Consider the following 23,555-nt stretch of genomic DNA (forward strand, 5'->3'; position numbering starts at 1 on the left):
AAGATCGGCGGGGTCGAGGTCGGGGTGGGGCTTGTGAGCAGGGGAGTGTCCTTTGTGGTGGTCCGGGGTTCGGGGGTGTTTGGGGGGTGTCATAGGCTGCCGTCCGGTTGTGAGCCGGTCGAGGAGTAGCATGACGCGCACTGCCCGTAGTCCGTTGCACCGGCTTGCCGTACGGTGCCAGGCCGTCGTCGGCGCCTCCTGGTTCAACCTGGCCAGCTTCGCCGTGGTCATCGTCAACGCGGTGGCGTTGGGCCTGGAGACGTACGGTGGCGTCGTCGTGACCGTGGGAACCGTGCTGCGCACGGTCGAGTACGCCTGCCTGGCAGTGTTCGTGCTGGAACTGCTGTTGCGCTTCGGCGCGCACGCGCTGGCTCCGGGCGGGTTCTTCCGGGACCGGTGGAACGTCTTCGACCTGTTGATCGTGGCCGCTCCACTGCTGCCCGGTGTCCGGGAGAACGTGACGTTGCTGCGGCTGTTGCGGCTGGCCCGCATCGTACGTGCGTTCCGGCTCTTCCCGAGCCTGCGGGTGATCCTGGTCGGGATCCGGCGCAGCCTGCCCGGGTTGGGCAGTTTCCTGCTGGTCACGGCGCTGCTGCTGTACGGGTACGCGATGTTGGGCTGGATGCTGTTCGGTGCCGCGTACCCACAGGAGTACGGCACCGTCGGGCAGGCCATGCTCACGCTGTTCCTGTTGCTGTCGCTGGACGGCATCACCGACACGCTCCAGGCCGGACGCGAGGTCACCGCCTGGGCGGTGCTGTACTACGTCTCCTACATGGTGGCCGCCTGCTACCTGCTCACCAACCTGCTGGTGGGGCTGGTGCTGACCGCCCTGCAGGAGGCGCACCAGGACGAGCAGGTCGCCGCCCAGCGTGGCAGCCGCCCGATCGGCGGGCACGCCGAGGACGAGCCGTCGGTCCGCGAGCAGTTGGCCCGGGTGCAGGCGATCATCACCGACCTGGAACGGCGACTGCCGGACCGGGACCTCATCGACCCGGCAGTCGCCGTCCGGGGCGACGCCGCGCCGGCCGCCGAGGTCGGCACGCTCGTGCTGCCGAAGCCCCGGGCGGACCGGCGGTCGCGTACGAGAGGACGCCGCAAGCGCAGGTGACGGCCACTCGCCGCGGAGCAGTCGCGACCACCACGGCGGGGGGTTGCGAATCGAGCGGCTGACGCTATTGCGTGGCGGCCAGCGTCACCGGTACGGAGACCAGTTTCGTGCGGGAGCCGTCGGCGCCGGACACCTCGTACGCCTCGATCGTGCCAGGCTGCTCACGGGCCAGCCGGTAGCCGACGGCGAGCCGGTAGTCGCCCCGGCAGCCGATGCCGCAGGTGGCGGTGGTGAACGCGGTGGCGAGTTGCCGGCCGGCGGCGTCGAGTATCCGGACGCTGACGGTCGCCTCGAACACGTCGGCGTTGCCGGTGACGGTGACCGGGCTGGTCACCCGGTCACCGATGACCGGGTGGGTGACCACGATCGCGGGCAGCAGGTCGGCGTAGTCGCCGCGCCCGGCGGGCGCGGCGGTGCCGAAGGCGACCTGCCGGACGGTGGGGAACTGGGTGAGCGTGTAGACCACCTGCGCCTCGCGTAGCCGGCCGGTGCTCGGATCGGGGGCGTCGGGCATGCGGACCACGGCCACCCCGGCCGCGATCCGGCTCACCTCGACCCCTGCGGGCAGCAGGGTGACCAGCCCGACGGTGGCCTCCGCCGGGCTCGGCCCGGCGACCAGTTCGGTCAGTGCCAGCCGGGAGGTGGCCACGGTGGTCGGTCGGGTCCGGCGGGTCGGGGCGAGGCGACCGTGGCGGACGTACCACAGCTCCAGGGTCAGGTTCGTATGCCGAGGGCTGGTCGCGGGCCCGGCGCCCGGTGGCGGAGACGCGGAGATGTCGGCGGTCGACGCCGCGGTGGCGGCCGGTGAAGCGGCGGCGGTGCTGGGCCCGATGGGGACGGCCGGCGCGGAGGCGGTGGTCGCCGGTGCGGGGGCGGTGGGCGCCGGGCCGAGCGCTCCGGATCGCGACGGAGCACACCCCACGGTCATGATCAGCAGAACGGCCGCAGCCCCGGCCATCCGGTGGCGGGACCGGCCGCGCCGACGCCGCTGCGGCCCGCCGACCGGCCGCCGGCTCATCCGGCACCTCCGGCAGCGGCGTCGGACGACTCCACCTCGCCCCGATCGGTACCCGCGCCGACGGAATCGGGCAGGTCGAGGCGGAACCGGGTGCCGATGCCCAGGGCACTGTGCACGGTGAGCCGGCCGCCGAGCAGCCGGGCGTTCTCCTGGGCGATGGCCAGGCCGAGCCCGCTGCCACCGCCGGAGCGGGCCCGGTCGACCTTGTGGAAGCGATCGAACAGGCGCGGCAGGTGCGCGGCCGGGATGCCGGGCCCCTGGTCGTCGACGTCGAAGAACACCCGGTCACCGACCCGTACCACCCGGGCGTGGATCTCACCGGCGCCGTGCTGCACCGCGTTGGCGATCAGGTTGCCCAGCACCCGTTCCAGCCGGCGCGGGTCGGTGCGCAACCGTACCGGCTCGCCGTCGACCTCGACCCGGTGCTGCCAGCCCCGGGCAGCCACGATCGCGCGCAGCAGGGCCGGGGCGTCCACGTCGGCGACCGCGGCGGCCTCCTGCCCGGCGTCCAGCCGGGAGATCTCCATCAGGTCCTCCACCAGCCGTCGCAACCGGACCACGTCACCGACCAGCAGCTCACCGACGCGTCGCGCGTCGCCGGGCAGGTGGTCGAGGTGCTCGCCCAGCAGCGAGGCTGCGGCCACCAGCGCGGTGACCGGGGTACGCAGCTCGTGGGCGACGTCGGCGGTGAACCGCCGTTCCCGTTCCTGGGCGCGACGCAGCGCGGCGATCTTCGCCTCCAACGCCTCGGCCATCTCGTTGAACGAGGAGGCCCAGGCGCTGAACTCGTCCCGGCCCCGCACCGGCAGCCGGGTCGCCAGCAGCCCTTCGGTGATCGCTTGCGCGGCCCGACCGGCCCGACCGACCGGTTCCAGGGTGCGTCGGGCGAGGGTGTGCCCGACGGCGGCGGCGAGCAGCGTCACCAGAACCCAACCGGCCACCAGGGCGTTGCGCAGCTGGTCCAGGCCGGCGGCGACGTCGTCCTCGCCGCTGATCACGTACAGCTCGGCGGTGGAGCCGGGAATCCGGCCGCCGACCACCAGCAGTCGGGGCGGCCCGCTGGTGCGCTGGTAGCCGAGTTGCCCGGCCGCGACGCTGGCTCGTAGCGGTTCGCCCAGCGGCGGGGCGTACTCCGGATGCGACGGTTGCACGTCCCCGGCGACCAGCACCACGTGCTGGCCGCTGCTCTCGAAGCTGGTGAGCAGCTCCGCGCTGCGCTGCTCGGTCAAGGGTAGGAACTGCCCGGCCAGCACCAGCCGGTAGCGGGCGTCCGCGGCGGCGGCGTGCAGCGAGGCGTCGTAGCCGGCCTGCCGCAGCAGCAGGTACGATCCGCCGGCCAGCACACCGGCGGAGACTCCCGCGACCAGCACGAACGCGATGGTCAGGCGGCGACGCAGCCGGCCGGGGCGTACTGGGTCCGTGGCCATCGCCGTCGCCCGCTCAGCTCGCGGTCAGCTTGTAACCGGCACCGCGTACGGTGCGGATCAGGCGCGGGTCGGCCGGGTCGTCCTCGACCTTGGCGCGTAGTCGTTGCACCGCCACGTCGACCAGCCGGCTGTCGCCGAGGTAGCCCTGTTCCCAGACCCGTTCGAGCAGCAGTTCGCGGGTGAAGACCTGCCCCGGCCGACGGGCCAGCTCCAGCAGCAGCCGGAACTCCGTGGCGGTCAACGGCAGTTCGTGACCGTCCCGGCGGGCCACGAAGGCGCCGGGGTCGATCTCCAGGCGGCCGATCCGCAGTGGACCCGGCTCGGGTGGACCGACCGCGCGGCGCAGCAGCGACCGTACCCGGGCCACCAGTTCGGGCAGGTCGAAGGGTTTACGCAGGTAGTCGTCGGCGCCGCACTCCAGCCCGACCACCACGTCGATGGTGTCGGTGCGGGCGGTGAGCATGAGGATCGGCACCGCGCTGCTGCGCCGGATCTCCCGGCACACCTGGAGACCGTCCAGGCCCGGCAGCAGTACGTCCAGCACGATCAGGTCGACCGACCCGGCGCGCCAGGCCGCCAGGGCCTGCCGGCCGTCGGCGGCGGTGACCACCCGGAACCCGGCGCGGCGCAGCCCGAGGGCGGTGACCTCCCGGATGGAGGCGTCGTCCTCGACCACCAGCACGCGGCCGTCCATGACGTATCCAGGGTAGTCCCCGTCGCCCCGGTCGTCGCTCGGCGTGACGGTCGGGGGCGGGTGCCCGAACGCCGGACACCCGCCTCCGTGGCCGGTCACTGCTGCCACTGGTGTGCCACGTCGAGCACGATCCGGCTGTGGGCGCCGGGCCCGGCCAGCACGAGGACCCGGAACGGCAGCCGGGCCCGTACGCCGACGGCGAAGGTGGTGTAACCCTCGAAGCTGCCGCCGAAGACCACGTCGCGCAGCGTCTGGTAGCGCAGCACGTTGGCCACATGGTCGCCGACCCGGTACGGCACGGTGCCGAGGTGCTCGTCGTCGTACGCGGGCGCCCGCAGCGAGACCCGCAGCAGCGCGCCACCGGCGGTGTACGGCGACAGCGCCAGCCCTTCACCATCGGTGTACGTCTCGCCGTAGCCGACGGAGTAGCCGGTCGCCGTCCCGTCGAACTCGAACACCACCCGGTCGTAGCAGTCGTGCCGACCGGTGCGTACCTCGGTCAACGGGGTGTCGCTCAGCGTGCCGGCCACCTTGTCCGCGCTGCCCCAGGTGATTCCGCAGTACGGCTCGCCGGTCGCCGCCGTGCCGACTGCGGCCGTGCCCCCCGTAGCTGTGGCCGTCGTGCCGGCGGTGGCCAGTAGCACGGTGCACGCCACCGTCAGGGCGGCGAGTGTTCTGCTGATCCGCATCGTGGTCTCCTCTCCACTGCCGGCCCGTCCGTGCGGGCCGGCGATGCTCGTGGAATCCACCGTCGACACGCTTCGCCACCGGAGCTTCACCACCAGGTAACAGCCGGGCAACGGTGGCCGGGCGGTATGACACTTCCGCGATGACACCTATTGACGGACGTCTACTAATATCCACGGACATCGATAGCGGTGCGTCGATGCGCCGCGGGTATCCGCAGGGGAGTACGAGATGATCCGACAACGACTGCTGCGCGCGGCCACCGTCGCGCTGGCGGCGGTGCTGGCCGCGGCCGGGCTGCAGGTGGCCACGGCCGCCAGCGCCTCCGCCGCCCGAACCGTCTACTACGACGCCAGCCGGGCCGGCGAGTTCCGGACCAACTTCGACCAGGCCGCCCAGATCTGGAACAGCCGGGTCAGCAACGTCCGGCTGGTGCCCGGCACCCCCGCCAACGTCACCATCCTGGTCGACACCGGCTGGCCCCGGGCCCAGGTCACCGGCCTGGGCTCCGGCCGGATCTGGATGGGATGGCAGGCGGTCAACCAGGGCTACCACCGCACCCGGATCGCCACCCACGAGTTCGGCCACATCCTCGGCCTGCCCGACCGGCGTACCGGGCTCTGCTCCGACCTGATGTCCGGCAGCAGCGCGCCGGTCTCCTGCACCAACGCCAACCCCAGCGCCGCCGAGGCCAGCCGGGTCAACCAGCTCTTCGCCGGCAGCCGCAGCACCGCCGAGGTCGCCGAGACCTACACCTGGACCGGGGACGAGACCGGAGGTATCGGCATCCAGGTGGTCAACGGACGCCCGGCCACCGAGAACTACCCCTGGCTGGTCTACACCTCCGGCTGCACCGGCACCCTGATCAAGGCCAACTGGGTGGTCACCGCCAAGCACTGCCCGACCCCCTCCTCGGTACGGGTGGGCAGCATCAACCGCACCAGCGGCGGCACCGTCGTGGGTGTGAGCCGGGCGGTCAACCACCCGAGCATCGACGTCAAGCTGTTCCAGCTGTCCAGCTCGGTCAGCTACGCGCCGGCCCCGATCCCGACCACCTCGGGTGCGGTCGGCACCGCCACCCGGATCATCGGCTGGGGCCAGACCTGCGCGCCCCGTGGCTGCGGCTCCGCGCCCACCGTCGCGCACGAGCTGGACACCTCGATCGTGGCCGACAGCCGGTGCCTGGGCATCAACGGCACGTACGAGATCTGCACCAACAACACCAACGGCAACGCCGGCGCCTGCTACGGCGACTCCGGTGGCCCGCAGGTGCGGCGGATTAACGGCGTGTGGAACGTGATCGGCGCGACCAGCCGCGCCGGCAACAACAACTCCACCTGCGCCACCGGCCCGTCCATCTACGGTGACCTCCCCTCGATCCGCTCCTGGATCAACACCCAGGTCGGCGGCCTGCCCGTCTGACCCTGATTCCGATCGATCATGTGGTGCCCGTAAGCCCGAACGTGGCTTGCGGGCACCACGACGCTGTGCAGGGCGGCGGGGGAGGGCGGGTGTCGTCGTGGAATAGTGGCTGGTCGTGAAACGGTATGGGGTGTTGATCCTGCCTTCGAGTAACCGGGTGTACTCGGGGGCTGCGGTCGAGTTGACGCGGGCAGAGCTGGAGATCTTCGGCGGGGCGGTGCTCGGCGGGCGACTCGGGACGGTGGAGACGGCCACCGTGGGTGGCGTTCCGTACGTCACGTTCGGGGTCGAGGGCGGGCTGAGCGCGCGGGACGTGGCGCTGCTGGGCAACCTGTCCAGCGCGTACGCGATGTTCGAGTTCGTCGACGACCTGCTGCGCCCGGTGCCGCTGACCCGGCTCGACCGTTTCGACGACGACCTGATCACCATTCAGAAGTACCCGGGCAAGACCAACGAGCAGTTCACCAAGCTGCTGCTCAACGTCACGCTGCTCGCCTCGGACTGGGCCGACGAGCTGCTGACCCGGCGGTTCCGGGTGCTCGATCCGCTGTGCGGCCGGGGCACCACGGTGAACCAGGCGATGATGTACGGCTTCCACGCCGCCGGGCTGGACCGCGACAGCAAGGATTTCGAGGCGTACCAGGCGTTCCTCACCACCTGGCTGAAGCGCAAGCGGGTCAAGCACCGGGTGCTGGAGTCGGGGCCGGTACGCCGGGAACGCAAGGTGGTCGGCCGGCGGCTGCGCCTGGAGGTGGCCACTTCCAAGGAGGCGCACAAGGCCGGCGACGTGCAGACGGTGGACGTGGTCAACGCCGACACCACCCGGATCGGTGAGTTCTTCCGCCCGGAAAGCATCGACCTGGTGGTGGCCGATGCGCCGTACGGTGTGCAGCACGGCAGCCGTACCGCCGACGTTCTGGCCCGCGACCCCCTCGCCCTGCTCGCCGCCGCCGTGCCGGGCTGGGCGCGGCTGCTGCGCCCCGGCGGCGCCCTCGGCATCTCCTGGAACACCAACGTGGCCCGCCGTGAGGCCGCAGCCGAGCAGCTGACCGCAGCCGGCCTCACCGTCCTGGACCACGGCCCCTGGCGCACCCTCTCCCACCGCGTCGACCAGGCCATCGTCCGCGACATCCTCGTAGCCCAAAAACCCACCCCCTAACCCCCACCCTCCCCGCCTCACCCTGACCCCGCAGCCTGCCCTGCCCTGCCCTGTCCCACCCTGCCCGGCGATCTTGCACTTTCGGTCGCCGTGATGAGGCTTTTGTGGCTTATGCCGCGACACAAAGTGCAAGATCGACGGGGTGAGGCGCGGCGGGGCTGGGCGAGGGTGGGGTGAGGGAGGGGAGTGGATGTTGACGGGGGTCGTTGAGGGTGGGAATATCGACTCTCGTGAGTGTTAGCGCTCACAGTTTTGGTGTGCGCTGGGACTAGTGGCAGGAGTGGGGATGAGGATGAGGGTGCGATGGCTTGCGGTGGTGGCCGCGGTCGGTCTCGCGGTGAGTGCGGTGGTGACAGCTGCGGGCACCGCCAGTGCGGAGTCCAACGGTGGGGTGCGGGTGATGCCGCTCGGCGACTCGATCACCGAGGGCACCCAGATCCCGGGCGGCTACCGGATCGGCCTGTGGCAGCGCCTGGTCAACGGCAGGTACACCGTGGACTTCGTCGGGTCGCAGTTTAACGGGCCGGCCAGCCTCGGCGACCGTGACCATCAGGGGCATCCCGGCTGGCGCATCGACCAGATCGACGCCAACGTCGTCGGCTGGCTGAACACCCAGCGGCCGCAGAGCGTCCTGCTGCACATCGGCACCAACGACATCCTGCAGAACTACAACGTGAGCACCGCGCCGAACCGACTCTCCACCCTGATCGACCGCATCACCAACACCGTCCCCACCGCGGAGGTGTTCGTCGCGCAGCTCATCACGCTTTCGAGCACCAACCAGGCGGCGGCCGTACGCACCTTCAACGCGGCGATCCCCGGCATCGTGCAGAGCAAGGTCAACGCGGGCAAGCGGGTCCACCTGGTCAACATGCACAGCGCCCTGACCACCGGCGACCTGATCGACGGCATCCACCCGACGGCCAACGGCTACGACAAGATGGCCGCGGTCTGGTACAGCGCGTTGCAGTCGGTGCCCGGCAGCATCGGCACCCCCGGCAGTGGTGGCACTCCCACCCCGACCCCCAATCCCACCACCACCGCGATCGTCGGCAACCAGTCCGGACGCTGCCTCGACGTGCCGGGTTACAGCACCGCCAACGGCACCCAGTTGCAGTTGTGGGACTGTCACGGCGGCACCAATCAGCAGTGGACCTACACCTCCGGCCGGGCGCTGACCGTCTACGGCAACAAGTGTCTCGACGCCGAGGGCTACGGCACCTCACCGGGCACCCGGGTCACCATCTACGACTGCCACGGCGGGACCAACCAGCAGTGGAACGTCAACGCCAACGGCACCATCACCGGCGTACAGTCCGGCCTCTGCCTGGACGCCAACGGCGGGGGCAGCGCCAACGGCACCCGGCTCGTCCTCTGGACCTGCAACGGCCAGGCCAACCAGCAGTGGAGCCGGCGGTAGTCCACACCACCGGCCCCACGCCCCGGCCCGGCCTCAGCGGGACTGAGCCTGCGGCCGGGCCGGGGCGGAGCCGAAGGTGGTCAGGAAACGGTCGCGGAAGGAATCCATCGACCAGACCGGGGCGGCGGCATCCGGGGTGAGACCCTCCTGCCAGCCCCAGTCGGCGATCTGATCCAGCACGGCGGGGTCCTTCGCGAGCAGGTGGATCGGCACGTCCGGGCTGGCGTTGTCCCCGGTGACCACCGGCGCGGGCTGGTGGTCACCGAGGATCACCAGCACCGTGTCGTCGTCGCCGTAGGTCTCCAGGTAGGAGATCAGGGTACGCAGGGTGTAGCTCACCGCGTGCCGGTAGCCGGTCCGGGCCTGTGCCGTCGGCGTACCGATGATGCCCTTGCGGAACACCTCGCCGTCGTCGATGTCGTCCCAGCCGACCAGCGAGGGCACCTTGGTCCAGGGGGAGTGGCTGGACACCAGCGCCAACTCGGCCATCACCGGACGGTCCCGTGGCCCGACCCGCTCACGGGAGTGGAACACGTTGATGGCGTACTGGTCGGGCATCGGGGAGAAGGCGAACCTGGGGCCCTGGTAGCCGAGATCGGGCCCGCTGTAGAACTGCTCGTAGCCGTAGAACTTCCCCTCCGGCCAGGCCTGGTTGACCGCCGGCATCACCCCGACGGTACGCCAGCCGGCGCTCTGGAACGCCTCACCCAGGGTGAACCGGTCGCTGGCCAGCAGGCTCTTGTGTCGCTGGTTGTTGTCGATCCACAGCCCGGACAGCAGGGTGGCGTGCGCCAGCCAACTGCCGCCGCCGATGGTCGGCGAGGTGAGGAAACCGCTGCGCGAGGAGAAACCGGCCGTCTGCAACCGTCCGGCGCCTTCGTCGAGCAGTCGCTGCACCGAGGCGAACTCCGGGTCGGAGACGGCGTCGCGGCCGTAGCTCTCCACGAAGGCGATCAGCACATCCTTGCCGCGTAGCCCGGTCAACAACTGGTCTGCGGGTACGTCCCGGAACGGGTCCACGCCCACCTCGGTGCGAAACGCCGCGCGATCGTTGATCCGTTCGCGTACCTCGGCGACGTGGTCGTACACGACGGCACTGGCGTTGCTGTCGGCGACCAGCACGCCGGTCACGATCCGCGCCTGGAACGCGGCCAGCAAAGCCCAGACCAGCACCAGCGACGCGACGACCCGGGTGGCGCCGGTACGGTGCCGCACCAGCAGCCGGGACAGCCGTACGGTGGACAGCGCGGTCAGCGCCGGCACGGTCAGCAGCACCAGCACGACGCCGGCCGCGATGGCGATGGCGCCCGGTCGGCCGATCGACTCGGCCACGAAGGTGAACGCCTCGTCCAGCAGCGACCAGTCCAGCACCAAATCGAACGGGCGGCCCAACGAGGAGTAGAAACCGAGATCGCCGATCTTCACCAGCACGACCAGACCGAGCAGCAGACCGGCGAGTGCGGCGACGGCCTGGCGGGGTCGGCCGGGCAGCGCGAGCAGCAACGCGGCGATCAGCAGCGCCTCCAGCGGGATCCGCAGGAACGCGCCGGGCTGCATCCGCCACGGCTGGTTGGGCAGGGTGAAGGCGGCCAGCACCAGCGCGGCGGCCAGCACGGTGACCACCCGGGCCAGCACCCGCCGGCGCCGGCTGACCGGCTTGGCCTCATCGGTGCCGGAGTCGGTCGCGGGGAGGCTCTCGTCGGTGCTCACGGTGAGCCCCGCATCGGAGGTCGACAACTGTTCTCTCCCAGGTCAGCGCAGCGACAGGACGGGCGCGGGCGGCAGGTCGCGATCCTCGACCCGGTCGAGCGGGCGCACGCCCAGCGGCACCGTCGCGACGACGATCGTGGCGACGGTACGCGGCACGCGGTGCCGCCACAGCCAGGCCACGTCCCGGCCGAACGACTCGACCAGCAGGCCGAGCGCCACCACCAGCACCAGCGCCGTCACCGGTGCGGGCAGCACCTGGGACGCGGCGACGGCGAGCATGATCCCCTGGACCGCGGCGACCACCTTGCGCCAGTACCGGGGCGGCAGTCGCGCGTCCATCCAGGGTGCCACCCAGCTCGCGGCGAGGAAGGCGTACCGCATCAGGCCGATGGCGAGCACCCAGACCCCGACCGACGGTGCCACGTAGAGGCTCAGCATCAGCACCAGGATCGAGTCGACCTCCATGTCGAAGCGGGCGCCGAGCGTGCTGACCGTCCGGGTCCGCCGAGCCACCTTGCCGTCGACGGCGTCCAACGCCAACGCCACCGCGGTCAGGGTGACCAGCACCGCCACCGGCGCGGGTCGACCGGCGATCAGCGCGTCGGCGATCAGCGCGGTCACGGCTCCCACCAGCAGTCCCCGGCCCATGGTGACCCAGTCCGCCGGGCCGAGCCGGGCCGAGCCGCTGCGCCGTAGTCCCCGCACGAGTGCCAGGCAGGTCCCGGCACCGTACGCCAGGCCCGCCAGCCAGCCCGCGACGCCGAGGTCGACTGTCGTGGCGAGCCCGGCCAGCAGGACAATCTGGACGATCAGCCCGATTTGCGGACCGGTTCGAACTGTGGACACCGTGCCTCCGTGTTTATGATCGACGACCCCTGTCAAAGAAGTACGGAAAACATGACGGATCGGTTCGGTCCGGACGCAGGTGAGGAGAAATGCCGGTGACGCGAGCCGCCCGCGCCTTCTGGCTCCGTGCACCCGGCACGGGAGAGATCCGTCCGGTGACGCTACCCGAGCCGGGCCCGGATGAGGTGCAGGTGCGCACCCTGTTCTCCGGAGTCAGTCGGGGCACCGAGACACTGGTGTTCGCCGGCAAGGTGCCGGCCAGCCAGTACGCGACGATGCGCGCCCCGTTCCAGGACGGCGACTTTCCGGCCCCGGTCAAGTACGGCTACCTCAGCGTGGGCGAGGTCGAGCAGGGGCCGGCCCACCTGCGCGGACGTACCGTGTTCTGCCTGTACCCGCACCAGAGCGCCTACGTGGTGCCGGCCGACGCGGTGACCGTCGTACCGGAGCAGGTGCCGGCGTCCCGCGCGGTGCTGGCCGGCACGGTGGAGACTGCGGTCAACGCGCTGTGGGACGCGCCACCGCTGCTCGGCGACCGGGTCACCGTGGTGGGTGGCGGCATGGTCGGTTGTGCCGTGGCAGCGCTGCTGGCCCGCTTCCCCGGCGTGGCGGTGGAACTGGTCGACACCGACCCCACCCGGGCCGAGGTGGCCGCCGCGCTCGGTGTCGACTTCGCCGCACCCGAGGCGGCGACCGGCGGACGTGACCTGGTGGTGCACGCCAGCGCCAGCGGCGCCGGCCTGCAACGCGGCCTGGACCTGCTCGCTGCCGAAGGAACGCTGCTCGAACTGAGCTGGTACGGCGACCGCCCGGTGCAACTGTCCCTCGGCGCGGCGTTCCACTCCGGACGGCTGACCATCCGCAGCAGCCAGGTCGGCATGGTCGCCCCCGTGCGCCGCAACAGCCGGGGGTACGCCGACCGGCTGGCGCTCGCCCTCGACCTGCTGGCCGACCCGGTCTTCGACGCGTTGATCACCGGGCGGTCGGCCTTCGCGGAACTGCCCGACGTCCTTGCCCGACTGAGCGCCGGCAGCCTGCCCGCGCTGTGCCACCTCATCACCTACGACGGGGAGTGACTCCGTGTTCAGTGTGACCGTCCGTGACCACATCATGATCGCCCACAGCTTCCGGGGCGACGTCTTCGGTCCCGCGCAGCGGCTGCACGGCGCGACGTTCGTGGTCGACGCCACCTTCCGCCGTCCGGATCTCGACGCCGACGGCATCGTGGTCGACATCGGGCTGGCCACCGACCAGCTCAAGGCCGTACTCGGTGAGTTGAACTACCGCAACCTGGACGACGAGCCGGCCTTCGCCGGCACCAACACCACCACCGAGGTGCTGGCCCGGACCATCGCCGACCGGCTCGCCGACCGGGTGTACGCCGGTGACCTCGGCGCGGGCGCCCACGGACTGACCGGCATCACCGTCACCCTGCACGAGTCACATGTCGCCTGGGCCAGCTACGAACGGTCACTGTCGGGGACGAGCGGTACCGGCGAGGGCAGCGCCTGACGTGCCGAGTGTGCACGTGATCCTGCCCGGGGACATCGACGATCCGGCAGCACCCAGCGGCGGCAACGGCTACGACCGGCGGGTCTGCACCGGACTCGCCGCCGCCGGCTGGTCGGTACGCGAACACGCCGTACCGGGAGCCTGGCCGGCGCCGTCCCCGGCGGAGCACGCCCGGCTCGCCGAGATCCTCATCGGACTGCCCGACGGCGCCGTCGTACTGGTCGACGGGCTGATCGCCTCGGTGGTGCCGGACGCCCTGGCGGCCCACGCCCGACGGCTGCGCCTGGTCCCGCTGGTGCACCTGCCCCGCGACGACGACACCGAGGCGCGGGCCCTGGCCGGCGCCACCGTCATCGTCGCCACCAGCACCTGGACCCGGGACCAACTGCTGCGCCGGTACGCGCTGCCCCCGTCCCGGGTGCACGTCGCCGCCCCCGGGGTGGACCCGGCGCCGGTGGTGGCCGGTGCACCGGCCGGGACGGCGCTGCTCTGTGTTGCTGCGGTCGCCGCCCACAAGGGCCACGATGTGCTGGTCGAGGCGATGGCCGAACTGGCCGACCGGCCCTGGACGCTGACCTGCGTCGGCCCGCTGCACCGCGAACCGGACTTCGTCGACCGGCTGCGTGAGCGGATCACCGCCCACCGGCTCGATGACCGGATCCGGCTGACCGGTCCGCTGGGCGGTGACCGGCTGGCCGCCGCGTACGCCGCCGCCGACCTGCTGGTGCATCCCTCGCGCGGGGAGACGTACGGGATGGTGGTCACCGAGGCGCTGGCACGCGGCATCCCGGTGCTCGCCACGGCGGTCGGGGGCCTGCCCGACGCCCTCGGCCACGTCGCCGGGGAACGCCCCGGAGTGCTGGTGCCACCCGAGCAGCCGGCCGCGCTGGCCGACGCGCTGCGTCGCTGGCTGGACGACGCGACCCTGCGCGAGCGACTGCGTCGCACCGCCGCCCGGCGGCGGGCCGCGCTCGACGACTGGACGAGCACCACCACCCGGATCACCACGGCCCTGGAAGAGGCGATGGCGTCATGACCGAGCACCAGGCAGTTCAGGACGCGCCCATCGAGTTGCCGCCGCACTTCGCGCAGTGGCTCGCGCTACGCGAGCCGGCCGACGTGGCGGCCCGCGCGGCGGACCTGGTCGACACCGTCCGCGCCACGCTGACCGGCGACGGGCCGTACGTGCTGCACGACCTCGGCGCCGGCACCGGTTCGCTGGGCCGCTGGCTGGCTCCGCTGCTGCCCGGCCCGCAGCACTGGGTCCTCTACGACCAGGACGCGGACCTGCTGGCCCGGGCCCGCGCCGGCATGCCCACCGTCGCCGCCGACGGTGCGCCGGTGACGGTGCAGACCCGCCGGGGTGATCTGACCCGGTTGAGCGTCGCCGACCTGGTCGGCGCCGCGTTGGTCACCGCCTCGGCGCTGCTCGACATGTTGACCGCCGCCGAGGTCGACCGCTTGGCTGCGGCCTGCGCCGGAGCCGGTTGCCCGGCACTGTTCCTGATCTCGGTCACCGGCACCGTGCGGCTGACACCTGCCGACCCCCTCGACGGCGAGATCGCCGACGCGTTCAACGCCCACCAGCGTCGCACCACGGGCGGCCGGCGACTGCTCGGCCCCGACGCCGTCGACGCCTGCACCGCCGCGTTCACCCGGCACGGGATGACCGTGCGGACCCGGCCCAGCCCATGGCGGCTCGGGCCGGATCAGGCCGCCCTGGCGGAGCAGTGGTTCACCGGCTGGCTGGACGCGGCCTGCGAGCAACGGCCGGAACTGACCGACCTCACCCGCGAGTACGCCCAGCGTCGGCTGGACGAGGCTAACGCGGGCCGACTCGGGGTACTGGTCGATCACACCGACCTGCTGGCCGTACCTCGTTGAACCGGCGGCACGCCGGTTACGTGCGTACAGTCAGGGAAGATCACCATGCCGGGGAGGCTTGCGTGGCGGATGAAGCTGGTGGCGCCGGGTCCACGGCCGCCCCGGCAGGCCGGTCCTTCTGGGGTTGGCTGCGGCTGGCGCTCGGGCTCGCCGTGCTGGTGGGGCTGCTGTGCTGGCTGGGCACCGGGCCGTTCCTGGCCGGGCTGCGCCTGATCGACGCGCCCGCGCTGGCCGCGGCGCTCGCCATCGGCGTGCTCACCACGGTCTGCGCCGCCTGGCGGTGGAGCCTGGTCGCCGGCGGGCTCGGCGTGCGGCTGCCGCTGCGCGAGGCCGTGGCCCACTGCTACCGGGCCGTCTTCCTCAACGCCACCCTGCCCGGCGGGATCCTCGGCGACGTGCACCGGGCGGTGCGGCACGGCCGCGACGTGGGTGACGTCGGCCGGGGCATCCGGGCCGTGGTCTGGGAGCGCGTCGCCGGCCAGGTCGTGCTGCTCGCCGTCGCCGTGGTGCTGCTGTTCGCCTTCCCGTCGCCGGTGCGGCCGTACCTGCCGGTGGCCACCGCGGTCGTGGTGACCGCGCTGGTCGCCGTGGTGCTGGCCGCCCGCCTGCTGCCGGACTCGGGTGCCTCCCGGTTCACCCGCGCGATGGTCACCGCCGTGTCCGACGTACGTGCCGGGTTGCTGGGCCGGCGCACCTGGGCGGGGGTGCTGGTCGCCTCCGCGCTCGCGGTCGCCGGGCACCTCGCCACGTTCCTGGTGGCCGCCCGCACGGCCGGTTCCACCGCACCGCTGACCCTGCTGCTGCCACTGACCCTGCTGGCCCTGCTCGCGATGGGGGTGCCGGCCAACGTCGCCGGGTTCGGCCCCCGCGAGGGGGTGGCCGCGTGGGCGTTCGCCGCCGCCGGCCTGACCGCCGCCGAGGGGGTGGCCACCGCAACGGTGTACGGCGCCTTGGTGCTCGTCGCGAGCCTGCCCGGAGCGGCCGTGCTGCTGGCCCGTCGTGTCCGTGTACCCGCCACCGTCTGACGAGGAGAGCCATGTCCGAATCACTGCCTGTCGCCACCATCCGGACGCAGGTCATCGTGCCGCTGCGCTTCTCCGACGGATACCACACCACCGCTCGGCTGCACACCTTCGACGGGCTGGTCGACGGGCGGGAACACCTCGCCTTCGCCCTCGGTGACCACCCCGACCACCCCGACGGCGCCGGTGCGGTGCCGCTGGTCCGCCCGCACAGCGAATGCCTGACCGGCGACGTGTTCGGCAGCCAGCGCTGCGACTGCGGTCCCCAGCTGCGCGAGGCGGTGCAGCGCATCGCCGAGGTCGGCGGCTACCTGCTCTACCTGCGGCAGGAGGGTCGCGGCATCGGGCTGTACGCCAAGCTCGACGCGTACGCCCTGCAGGACGCCGGGCTGGACACCTACGAGGCCAACGTCGCCCTCGGCCACGACGAGGACGAGCGTGACTACACCGTCGCCGCGCAGATGCTCGCCGCGCTGGGCGTCGGGCCGATCGCGGTGCTGACCAACAACCCGGAGAAGATCGACCAGCTGAGCCGGCTCGGCGTCACGGTGACCGAGCAGGTGCCCACCGGCGTGTTCCTCTCCCCGGCCAACGCCGACTACCTCGCGGCGAAGGCCAGCCGCGCCGCCCGCGCCGCCGACCTTCCCGCCGTCCGGTGACCGGCCCGTCCACGGCCCGCCGGCCGTACGTGCTGCTCAGCTGCGCCACCTCGATCGACGGCTACATCGACGACGCCACCGACGAACGGCTGATGCTGTCCAACGACGCCGACCTCGACCGGGTCGACGAGGTACGCGCGAGCTGCGACGCCATCCTGGTGGGCGCCGGCACCGTCCGTCGCGACGACCCCCGGCTGCTGGTGCGCTGCGACCGTCGCCGCGCCGCCCGGATCGCCCGTGGCCTGCCGGAGTCCCCGATCCGGGTGACGGTGACCGGCTGCGGGGACCTGGACCCGACGGCCCGGTTCTTCACCGTCGGTGACACCGAGCGGATCGTCTACTGTGCCAGCGCGGCGGTGGAGAAGACCCGGCACCGGCTGGGGGAGCGGGCCACCGTGGTTGACGTCGGTGATCCGGTCGACCTGTCGCGGGCCCTGACCGACCTGGCCGACCGAGGGGTACGCCGACTGCTGGTGGAAGGTGGTGCCCTGGTCCACGGCCAGTTCCTCACCGCGGGGCTTGCCGACGAACTGCACCTGGTGGTGGCCCCCTTCTTCGTGGGCGACCGCCGGGCACCGCGCTTCGTCGGTGACGGCCGGTTCCCGTGGCATTCCGCCCGACGCGCCCACGTGGTCGAGGCCCGCCAGATCGGCGACGTGGTGCTGACCCGGTACGCCCTCTCGGAACGTTGCGAGCTGGCCTGAGCGCCCGGGTCTCGTTCGGCCGCTAGCTCCCGTGACCGCGTGATCATGCAGAACGTCGCTTGTCAGTCGGCTCCCCCTCCGCCACCGCCTGAGCCGAAGTGTGCCGCGTCGCCATAGGCGGCGTTCTCCGCGATGGCGGCGGGTCCTCGCCGTCGGCTCGATGCCAACCGCCGTCGCTCCCTACTGGACCATGCAACCTTTCGTACGCGGTGGCCTCGTGACTTGATGGACGAGAGTCAGCCGTCCCACCGTCGGGGTTCGGCAGGACACGCACTCGCGGGGCGAGTGGTGCAGGGCGTCGCAGGGCAGCCAGGATGTGGTTACCTTCTGATATGCCGCATCCCATCATGTTCGACGAGGCAGACCCGATCCTGGGCCGAGTGCGGACGCTCGCCCTGGCCTTTCCCGGCGCGGCCGAGAAGGTCTCCCACGGGCGTCCCGCCTTCTTCACCACCAAGGTCTTCGCCTACTACGGCGGTTCGGTGAAGGTCGACGGCGTCTATCGCCAGCACGAACAGTCGGTGATGGTGCTGGTCGACCCCGAGGAGCGTGCGGCGCTGCTGACGGAGGAACGGTGCTTCGTGCCGGCCTATCTGGGTGCCTCCGGCTGGGTGGGGGTGGACCTGACCGACGACACCGGCTGGGACGAGGTCGGCGAACTGCTCGACGCCAGCTATCGACTCACGGCCGGGGCCCGCAGGATCGCGCGGCTCGACGCCCGGCGGCCCTGAGCATCCCGCAGCCGGTCGGGCAGTTCAGCCGAAGGCGCCGGCGCGGGCGGCGGTGGCCGTGCTTCGGGCGACACGTTCGGGAAGGCGCGCGTCGGCCGCCGACCGCAGGAGTACCAGTTCGTGATACAGCGGGGCGGTTGCGGCGATGAGCAGCCGGCGCGCATCCGTGCCTGCCGGTATCTCACCGCGGTCGACGGCGCGCCGCACGATGTCGGTGCAGCGGTCGTACCTGTCGGTCCAGAAGGCACGTAGGGCCGTGGCGGCCTGCGTGGACCGGAACGAGGCGGCGATCAGCGCGACGGTCACCGGGTCGCCGGTCAGCGCGGCATGGACCTCCTGGTTGACCGCGATCAGGTCACTCTCCAGCGAACCGGTGTCGGGCGGGCGCCACGCGTCGACACTCGCCTCGTTCAGGACGTCGGCCAGCAGGCCACCGACATCCCGCCAGCGCCGGTACACCGTCGTGCGGTGTACGCCGGAGCGCTCGGCCACCACGTCGATGCTCAGCGAGTCGTAGCCGTGTTGCACCAGCTGGGTGAGCGCGGCGTCGAGCACCCGGCGGCGGACCGCGGCGCTGCGCCCGCCGGGGCGGCGGGTGCGGCCGGTCACGGAGTCGTCGGGAAGTTCGCTTGTCGGTCGTGGCGACGCCATGCCACGATGCTACCGCTACACATGTAGCTTTAGCGAACGGGGACTTCCATGACACCTGACCCCACGGCCCTGCACCCGGTGCCGCTGCATCCACGTGTGGTGTTCCTCAAGCCGCTGATCACCACCCCCACGATCACCGTCGGGGACTACACGTACTACGACGATCCCGACGACCCGACCGGCTTCGAGCGACACAACGTGCTCTACGGCTACGGACCGGAGCAGCTGATCATCGGCGGGTTCTGCGCGATAGCGGCCGGGACCCGGTTCCTGATGGCCGGCGGCGACCACCCGGCCATGGGCCCGTCCACCTTCCCGTTCACCCTCTTCGGCGGCGAATGGGCGCAGCGGACCCTCGACGTCGTGAGCGCCATGCCGAGCCGCGGCGACACCATCGTCGGCAACGACGTGTGGTTCGGCTACCAGGCCACCGTCATGCCGGGAGTACGCATCGGCGACGGGGCGGTCATCGCGGCCGGCGCGGTGGTCACCACCGACGTCCCGCCTTACACGATCGTCGGCGGGAACCCCGCCCGACCGATCCGGCAACGCTTCAGCGACGAGGACATCAACCGGCTGCGGCGGGCCGCCTGGTGGGACTGGCCGGTCGACCTGATCAGCCAGCACTGCCGCACCCTGATGACCGGCACCCCGACCGAGATCGAACGCATCGCCGTCGAGAACGGACTGGAGCAGACGCTGTGACCTTCATCCAGGAGTACGCGGTGGCCGACCCCGGTGCCGGTCCGTACGGCATCACCCTCGGCCCCGACGGTGCCCTGTGGACGGCACTGGAAATCGGAACCCTCGCCCGCATCACCACCCCTGGGCGATAAGGCGGCGTGGGGCGACCTGGCGCGAATCCTCAGGGGACGAGTCGATCGAGCAGGTCGAACCGCTCGTACGGCTGGTCGTGGTCGCCGAAGTGCCCGTCGTCGCGCACGATCTGGGTGCCGCCGAGCCGCTCGAACATGGCGCGTCCCTGCCGGTCGTCACAGCCGTACGGATCGGTGCGGGAGTTGACGAAGTAGAGGTCCCGCACGTGCTCCCGGATCGCGGCCCAGTCGTAGCTCGGTTGCAGGACCGGCTCCTCCTCCGTGTTGGGTGGGGTGCAGTAGCCGGCTACCAGGATCGCCTGGGCGACGGTCACGTCCAGGTGTTCCAGGAGCGCGAGCAGCAGGGCCGCCCCGCCGGAATGACCCACCAGGACGGTGTCCTCGTCGAAGGTGTGGCTGCCCAGCACCTTCGGCAGGAACGTGGTGATCGGCTCGATGTTGATGCCCGGGTGGTGCGGCACCTCGACGGCGTAGCCCCGGATGGCGAGCCGCCCGGCCAACCAGGGATACCAGCAGTTGTCCGGGCGACCGCCGGTCCCGTGGAAGATGATCGCGTTGCGTCCCACCGTGCCCCCATTCGAGTCTCGCCGATCCAATCACCTGGGTCCGACGCGATCGGCGGCCCGGTTCACCGCCCTTGCGCCGAGACGGCTGCCGGAGCGCCGTCGGCGGAGTCCGGGGCGCGGTCGAGGAACATCAGCCGGGCCCGCTTGTGCGGCAGGTCGATCAGTGGCCCCTCGACGAAGCCGGCCCGCTTCAGTCGGGCGATCGCCTTGTCGTTGCGGGCGTCCGGCTCCATGACCAGCCGCAGCCGGGCGGGGTCGGTGAAGACGAACGCGATGAACTCGGCCAGCAGGGTGCCGGTGAAGCCCGGCTCGGGGCGTACCGGGGTGCCGATCAGCAGGTGACCGCCGTGGTCGCCGGGGCGTACCGGGTAGCACTCGCCGACCGGGTCGTGTTCGGGCTGGTAGGTCTGAAACAGCGCCACCGGCTGACCGTCGCGCAGGGTGAGCCAGGCGTGGTGGGTGGGCAGCGAGTCGACGTACCGGTAGATCTCGGCGACCCGGTCGCGGTCGGCGTCGCGCATCCCCCAGAACCGGGCCCGTTCCTGGCTGGTCCAGCCGTGGATGACCTCGGCGTCGGCGTCCGGGTCGACGGGCCGGAAGGTGACGGTCCCGAAGCCGGGGACCTGCCGCCGGTAGTGGTCAGTCATCGTGCTCCTCGGTCAGCCGGTCCCAGTCGCAGGTCACCTCGATCAGTTCGCCGCGTACCCACAGCGCCAGCTGGTCGTCGTGGTGCGGCCCGGCGCCGGTGGCGCCCAGCGGCACCACCCAGCGGCTGTTCTCCCGCCGGCCCAGGTCCCACACGTAGCGGGCGGCCGGGCCGCGTCCGCACAGGTCGGTGACGCCGGGAATGCTGGAGGTGGCCAGCACGCAGTCGTGGTCACCAGCCAGTTCCGGTCCCGGCGGGGCGGCCGGGTCGGGCAGCGCCCGCCACGGCACGAGCCGGTGCCGCTCACCCCAGCGACGGGTGTCGTCCGTCGCGGCGACCTCCTCGACGGCCGTCCGCACCAGCGCGTCCGCGTCCAGGCCGGGCAGGTCGGCGCGCAGCAGCGAGGTCAACGCGTGCCCGACCCGGGGCCGCAGGGCCAGCCAGGGCGCGAACACCTCCGGGTGGGCCGGTGCCTCGGCCAGCCCGGCCAGCGTCGGGTGGGCGGCGAGTCGACGGACCACCGCCGCCCGCAGGTCGGCGAAGCGGGCCGCGTCGACACTGTCGGCGCCCATCCGGCCGTCCCAGCGCAGCAGCCGATCCCGCAGCGCCTGGGCCTGTGCGCTGAGTCCGTCCACGTCGGCGAGCAGATCCAGCAGCGGTTCGGCCGCCGCCAGGTAGGTGTCGGTGTGTACGGCCCCCATCTGCTCGGCCCGCCAGTCGGTGCGTTCGCCGAGCAGCTCACGGATCCGGTCGGCCCGGTACGGCGGGGCGTACTCCACCCCGAGGCCGGCGGAGATGCTCTGTTCGTTGGCCATCACCGCCACCTGATCGACCGGGCGCTTCGGCATCGGCTGCCAGCCCTGCCAGGCGTACGCCGGCTCCCAGGCGGGCACCACCCGCAGCCCGTTGTCGGCGTGGCGGCGGGGTACCCGGCCGGCGACCCGGTGCAGCAGCCCACCGGCGGTGTCCGCGGCCAGCACCACGTTCACCGGCTCCACCCAGCCGTCGAGGGCGGCGTCCAGATCGCCGACGGTACGGGCGCGCAACAGCGCAGGCAGTACGGCGAAACCGAGATCCCCGGTGACCCGGGGCGGATACCGCAGGCTGACCGTCACGTCGGGATGTTCATCGGGACCGCCGGAGATCACCGGCCCCCGCTCGGTCTCGATCACCTCGACCTCGACCGGATCCCCACCGGCCACCTCGATCGTCTCGACCTGCCGGTGCACCGGCTGCCACCCCTGCGGCCCGTACGCCTCGACCAGCTCACCGTGGCGGCGCAGCCGTTCGGCGTACACGTCCTGGTAGTCGGCCGAGGCGTTGGTGATGGCCCAGGCGACCGTGCCGGCGTGCCCGAAGTGCGCGATACCCGGTACGCCGGGCACGGCGAAGCCGAGCACGTCGTACTCCGGGCAGGCCAACCGGATCTGCTGGTAGATGCCGGGGGCCTCGATGAACCGGTGCGGGTCACCGGCGATCAGCGCCGCCCCGGTGGCGGTGCGGTCGGCGGCGAGCAGCCAGCCGTTGCTGCCCGAGGTGACGTGACCGTCGACGGCGAACAGCCGGGCCGAGGCCGGGCCGAGCCGACGGATGACGTGTTCGCGCCAGAGCTTGCCGGGGAAGCCGGCGAAGAGCACGTGATGGCCGAGCCAGATCGCCAGCGGCGTCCACGGCTCCCAACGCCCCGGGGTCAGCCCGGTGGCGGCGAACTCGGGTGCCCGCGCCGCCCCGGCGACCAGTCCGGCGTTGACCCCGTCGACGTAGCGACCCACCCACGCGGCGGTCGCCGGGTCGAGGGCGGCATGGCAGCGGCGGGCGGTGTCGTCCAGCCGCACCCGGCGGGCGAAGCTGTCCCAGCCGAGCGCCTCCGGCCCGAGGAAGGCCGCACTGGTGCCCTGCGACCGGTGCCGCTCCACCTCGACCTGCCAGGCCCGGTCCAGCGCGGTGACCTGGCCCTGGGCGAACGCCAGCGCCTCGTGGTCATCGGCGCGCAGATGCGGGACCCCGTACGCGTCGCGGTACCGCTCGCTCATGCCCGCCCTCCGCTGCTGCCGGTGCGGACGCGGGCGGCCGGGATGACCAGCGGGGTGCCGGTCTCCGGGTCGTCGATGACCCGGCAGGGCAGCCCGAAGACCTCCTCGACCAGTTCGGCGGTGACGATCCGGCCGGGTTCCCCGGCGGCCACCACCCGCCCGCCGCGCATCGCGATCAGGTGGGTGGCGTAGCGGGCGGCGTGGTTGAGGTCGTGCAACACCGCGACCAGGGTACGGCCCTGCTCCTCGTGCAGCCGAGCGCACAGGTCGAGTACCTCGATCTGGTGAGCGATGTCCAGGTAGGTGGTCGGCTCGTCGAGCAGCAGCAGCGGGGTCTGCTGGGCCAGCGCCATGGCCAGCCAGACCCGTTGCCGCTGGCCGCCGGAGAGTTCGTCGACCAGCCGGTCGGCCAGGTCGGCGACGCCGGTCGCGGCCATCGCCTCGGCCACGATCCGTTCGTCGTCGCGGGACCACTGGCGCAGCAGCCCCTGGTGCGGGTAGCGGCCCCGGGCCACCAGGTCGGCCACCCCGATGCCGTCCGGTGCGATCGGTGACTGGGGCAGCAGCCCGAGGGTACGGGCCACCGCCCGCGCCGGACGTCGCTGGATGTCCTCGCCGTCGAGCAGCACCGCCCCGGCGGCCGGTTTCAGCAGCCGGGACAGTGCCCGCAGCAGGGTGGACTTGCCGCAGGCGTTCGGGCCGATGATGACCGTGAAGGACCGGTCGGGCACGTCGACGGTCAGGTCGTCGGCGACGATCCGCCGCTCGTAGGCCAGCCGCAGTCCGCTGCCACCCAGCCGGGAGGTCGGCATGCTGG

24 protein-coding genes and 1 pseudogene are annotated in these 23,555 nt (G+C 72.2%); 14 read left to right on the plus strand and 11 right to left on the minus strand.

The genetic code is table 11. The features are described 5' to 3' along the window. Positions 1 to 130: 130 nt before the first annotated feature. Positions 131 to 1,111: an ion transporter gene (locus AB0M35_RS19530; RefSeq protein WP_363746965.1), complete on the plus strand. Its 981-nt coding sequence runs from the start codon at positions 131 to 133 to the stop codon at positions 1,109 to 1,111. A gap of 64 nt (positions 1,112 to 1,175) precedes the next feature. Here the strand turns inward: AB0M35_RS19530 and AB0M35_RS19535 are convergent, their stop codons facing one another. From AB0M35_RS19535 to AB0M35_RS19550, 4 genes are all read right to left on the minus strand, one after another. Next, positions 1,176 to 2,129, minus strand: coding sequence for a Gmad2 immunoglobulin-like domain-containing protein (locus tag AB0M35_RS19535; protein ID WP_363746966.1), 954 nt, complete (start codon positions 2,127 to 2,129; stop codon positions 1,176 to 1,178). Continuing rightward, the gene (locus AB0M35_RS19540) at positions 2,126 to 3,556 is read right to left on the minus strand and encodes a HAMP domain-containing sensor histidine kinase (RefSeq protein ID WP_363746967.1); all 1,431 of its coding nucleotides are present in this window, start codon (positions 3,554 to 3,556) and stop codon (positions 2,126 to 2,128) included. The genes AB0M35_RS19535 and AB0M35_RS19540 overlap by 4 nt, the downstream gene beginning before the upstream one ends. Positions 3,557 to 3,569: 13 nt before the next feature. Next, positions 3,570 to 4,250: a response regulator transcription factor gene (locus AB0M35_RS19545; protein ID WP_363746968.1), complete on the minus strand. Its 681-nt coding sequence runs from the start codon at positions 4,248 to 4,250 to the stop codon at positions 3,570 to 3,572. Positions 4,251 to 4,345: 95 nt separating this feature from the next. Beyond that, positions 4,346 to 4,999 carry a hypothetical protein gene (locus AB0M35_RS19550; protein WP_363746969.1) on the minus strand — a complete coding sequence of 218 codons (654 nt, stop codon included), beginning with the start codon at positions 4,997 to 4,999 and terminating at the stop codon, positions 4,346 to 4,348. A gap of 169 nt (positions 5,000 to 5,168) precedes the next feature. Between AB0M35_RS19550 and AB0M35_RS19555 the strand changes: the two genes are divergently transcribed. The 3 genes from AB0M35_RS19555 to AB0M35_RS19565 all read left to right on the plus strand — a co-directional run bounded on the left by AB0M35_RS19555 (position 5,169) and on the right by AB0M35_RS19565 (position 8,938). Further along, complete coding sequence (locus AB0M35_RS19555; protein WP_363746970.1) at positions 5,169 to 6,359, plus strand: snapalysin family zinc-dependent metalloprotease; 1,191 nt, start codon at positions 5,169 to 5,171, stop codon at positions 6,357 to 6,359. A gap of 115 nt (positions 6,360 to 6,474) precedes the next feature. Further along, a complete protein-coding gene (locus AB0M35_RS19560) occupies positions 6,475 to 7,518 on the plus strand; it encodes an SAM-dependent methyltransferase (protein WP_363746971.1) in 1,044 nt (347 codons plus the stop codon). A 286-nt stretch (positions 7,519 to 7,804) separates the two neighbouring features. Beyond that, positions 7,805 to 8,938, plus strand: a complete 1,134-nt coding sequence (locus AB0M35_RS19565; RefSeq protein WP_363746972.1) for a ricin-type beta-trefoil lectin domain protein — start codon at positions 7,805 to 7,807, stop codon at positions 8,936 to 8,938. Between the two features lie 33 nt (positions 8,939 to 8,971). On the opposite strand, the gene AB0M35_RS19570 is transcribed toward AB0M35_RS19565, so the two are convergent. Beyond that, positions 8,972 to 10,675, minus strand: coding sequence for a sulfatase-like hydrolase/transferase (locus tag AB0M35_RS19570; RefSeq protein WP_363746973.1), 1,704 nt, complete (start codon positions 10,673 to 10,675; stop codon positions 8,972 to 8,974). Between the two features lie 129 nt (positions 10,676 to 10,804). Further along, positions 10,805 to 11,494: pseudogene (locus AB0M35_RS19575) on the minus strand (CDP-alcohol phosphatidyltransferase family protein); the annotation flags it as partial. Between the two features lie 95 nt (positions 11,495 to 11,589). On the opposite strand from AB0M35_RS19575, the gene AB0M35_RS19580 reads away from it, so the two are divergent. The 8 genes from AB0M35_RS19580 (at position 11,590) to AB0M35_RS19615 (ending at position 18,006) form a co-directional block, all read left to right on the plus strand. Then, entirely contained in the window at positions 11,590 to 12,570 is a 981-nt protein-coding gene (locus AB0M35_RS19580) for a dehydrogenase (protein WP_363747180.1), read from the plus strand. A gap of 4 nt (positions 12,571 to 12,574) precedes the next feature. Further along, positions 12,575 to 13,006 (plus strand): 6-carboxytetrahydropterin synthase, encoded by a 432-nt coding sequence (locus AB0M35_RS19585; protein WP_363746974.1) that lies wholly within the window; start codon positions 12,575 to 12,577, stop codon positions 13,004 to 13,006. A gap of 1 nt (position 13,007) precedes the next feature. After that, positions 13,008 to 14,042 carry a glycosyltransferase family 4 protein gene (locus AB0M35_RS19590; RefSeq protein ID WP_363746975.1) on the plus strand — a complete coding sequence of 345 codons (1,035 nt, stop codon included), beginning with the start codon at positions 13,008 to 13,010 and terminating at the stop codon, positions 14,040 to 14,042. Further along, positions 14,039 to 14,890, plus strand: a complete 852-nt coding sequence (locus AB0M35_RS19595; protein WP_363746976.1) for a class I SAM-dependent methyltransferase — start codon at positions 14,039 to 14,041, stop codon at positions 14,888 to 14,890. Before AB0M35_RS19590 ends, AB0M35_RS19595 begins: the two co-directional genes overlap by 4 nt. Before the next feature lie 62 nt (positions 14,891 to 14,952). Next, a complete protein-coding gene (locus AB0M35_RS19600; protein WP_363746977.1) occupies positions 14,953 to 15,915 on the plus strand; it encodes a lysylphosphatidylglycerol synthase domain-containing protein in 963 nt (320 codons plus the stop codon). Between the two features lie 11 nt (positions 15,916 to 15,926). Further along, positions 15,927 to 16,571 carry a GTP cyclohydrolase II gene (gene ribA, locus AB0M35_RS19605; RefSeq protein WP_363746978.1) on the plus strand — a complete coding sequence of 215 codons (645 nt, stop codon included), beginning with the start codon at positions 15,927 to 15,929 and terminating at the stop codon, positions 16,569 to 16,571. Then, positions 16,568 to 17,275, plus strand: coding sequence for a dihydrofolate reductase family protein (locus AB0M35_RS19610; RefSeq protein WP_363746979.1), 708 nt, complete (start codon positions 16,568 to 16,570; stop codon positions 17,273 to 17,275). Before ribA ends, AB0M35_RS19610 begins: the two co-directional genes overlap by 4 nt. 347 nt (positions 17,276 to 17,622) lie before the next feature. Continuing rightward, a complete protein-coding gene (locus tag AB0M35_RS19615; protein ID WP_363746980.1) occupies positions 17,623 to 18,006 on the plus strand; it encodes an MmcQ/YjbR family DNA-binding protein in 384 nt (127 codons plus the stop codon). Between the two features lie 24 nt (positions 18,007 to 18,030). Here the strand turns inward: AB0M35_RS19615 and AB0M35_RS19620 are convergent, their stop codons facing one another. Continuing rightward, positions 18,031 to 18,561: a TetR/AcrR family transcriptional regulator gene (locus tag AB0M35_RS19620; RefSeq protein ID WP_363747181.1), complete on the minus strand. Its 531-nt coding sequence runs from the start codon at positions 18,559 to 18,561 to the stop codon at positions 18,031 to 18,033. Between the two features lie 144 nt (positions 18,562 to 18,705). Between AB0M35_RS19620 and AB0M35_RS19625 the strand changes: the two genes are divergently transcribed. Together AB0M35_RS19625 and AB0M35_RS19630 are read left to right on the plus strand one after the other, a co-directional pair. Then, entirely contained in the window at positions 18,706 to 19,362 is a 657-nt protein-coding gene (locus AB0M35_RS19625) for a CatB-related O-acetyltransferase (protein ID WP_363746981.1), read from the plus strand. Beyond that, complete coding sequence (locus tag AB0M35_RS19630) at positions 19,359 to 19,493, plus strand: hypothetical protein (protein WP_363746982.1); 135 nt, start codon at positions 19,359 to 19,361, stop codon at positions 19,491 to 19,493. Before AB0M35_RS19625 ends, AB0M35_RS19630 begins: the two co-directional genes overlap by 4 nt. Positions 19,494 to 19,522: 29 nt before the next feature. Here the strand turns inward: AB0M35_RS19630 and AB0M35_RS19635 are convergent, their stop codons facing one another. The 4 genes from AB0M35_RS19635 to AB0M35_RS19650 all read right to left on the minus strand — a co-directional run bounded on the left by AB0M35_RS19635 (position 19,523) and on the right by AB0M35_RS19650 (position 23,550). Continuing rightward, positions 19,523 to 20,059 carry an alpha/beta hydrolase gene (locus AB0M35_RS19635; protein ID WP_363746983.1) on the minus strand — a complete coding sequence of 179 codons (537 nt, stop codon included), beginning with the start codon at positions 20,057 to 20,059 and terminating at the stop codon, positions 19,523 to 19,525. A gap of 62 nt (positions 20,060 to 20,121) precedes the next feature. Further along, positions 20,122 to 20,706 carry a GNAT family N-acetyltransferase gene (locus AB0M35_RS19640; protein WP_363746984.1) on the minus strand — a complete coding sequence of 195 codons (585 nt, stop codon included), beginning with the start codon at positions 20,704 to 20,706 and terminating at the stop codon, positions 20,122 to 20,124. Then, positions 20,699 to 22,738 (minus strand): penicillin acylase family protein, encoded by a 2,040-nt coding sequence (locus AB0M35_RS19645; protein WP_363746985.1) that lies wholly within the window; start codon positions 22,736 to 22,738, stop codon positions 20,699 to 20,701. Before AB0M35_RS19645 ends, AB0M35_RS19640 begins: the two co-directional genes overlap by 8 nt. Next, positions 22,735 to 23,550, minus strand: coding sequence for an ABC transporter ATP-binding protein (locus AB0M35_RS19650; protein WP_363746986.1), 816 nt, complete (start codon positions 23,548 to 23,550; stop codon positions 22,735 to 22,737). Before AB0M35_RS19650 ends, AB0M35_RS19645 begins: the two co-directional genes overlap by 4 nt. Positions 23,551 to 23,555 lie beyond the last annotated feature (5 nt).

Origin of the sequence: Micromonospora sp. NPDC051196, from assembly GCF_040682415.1 — a bacterium.
Lineage (GTDB): Bacteria > Actinomycetota > Actinomycetes > Mycobacteriales > Micromonosporaceae > Micromonospora.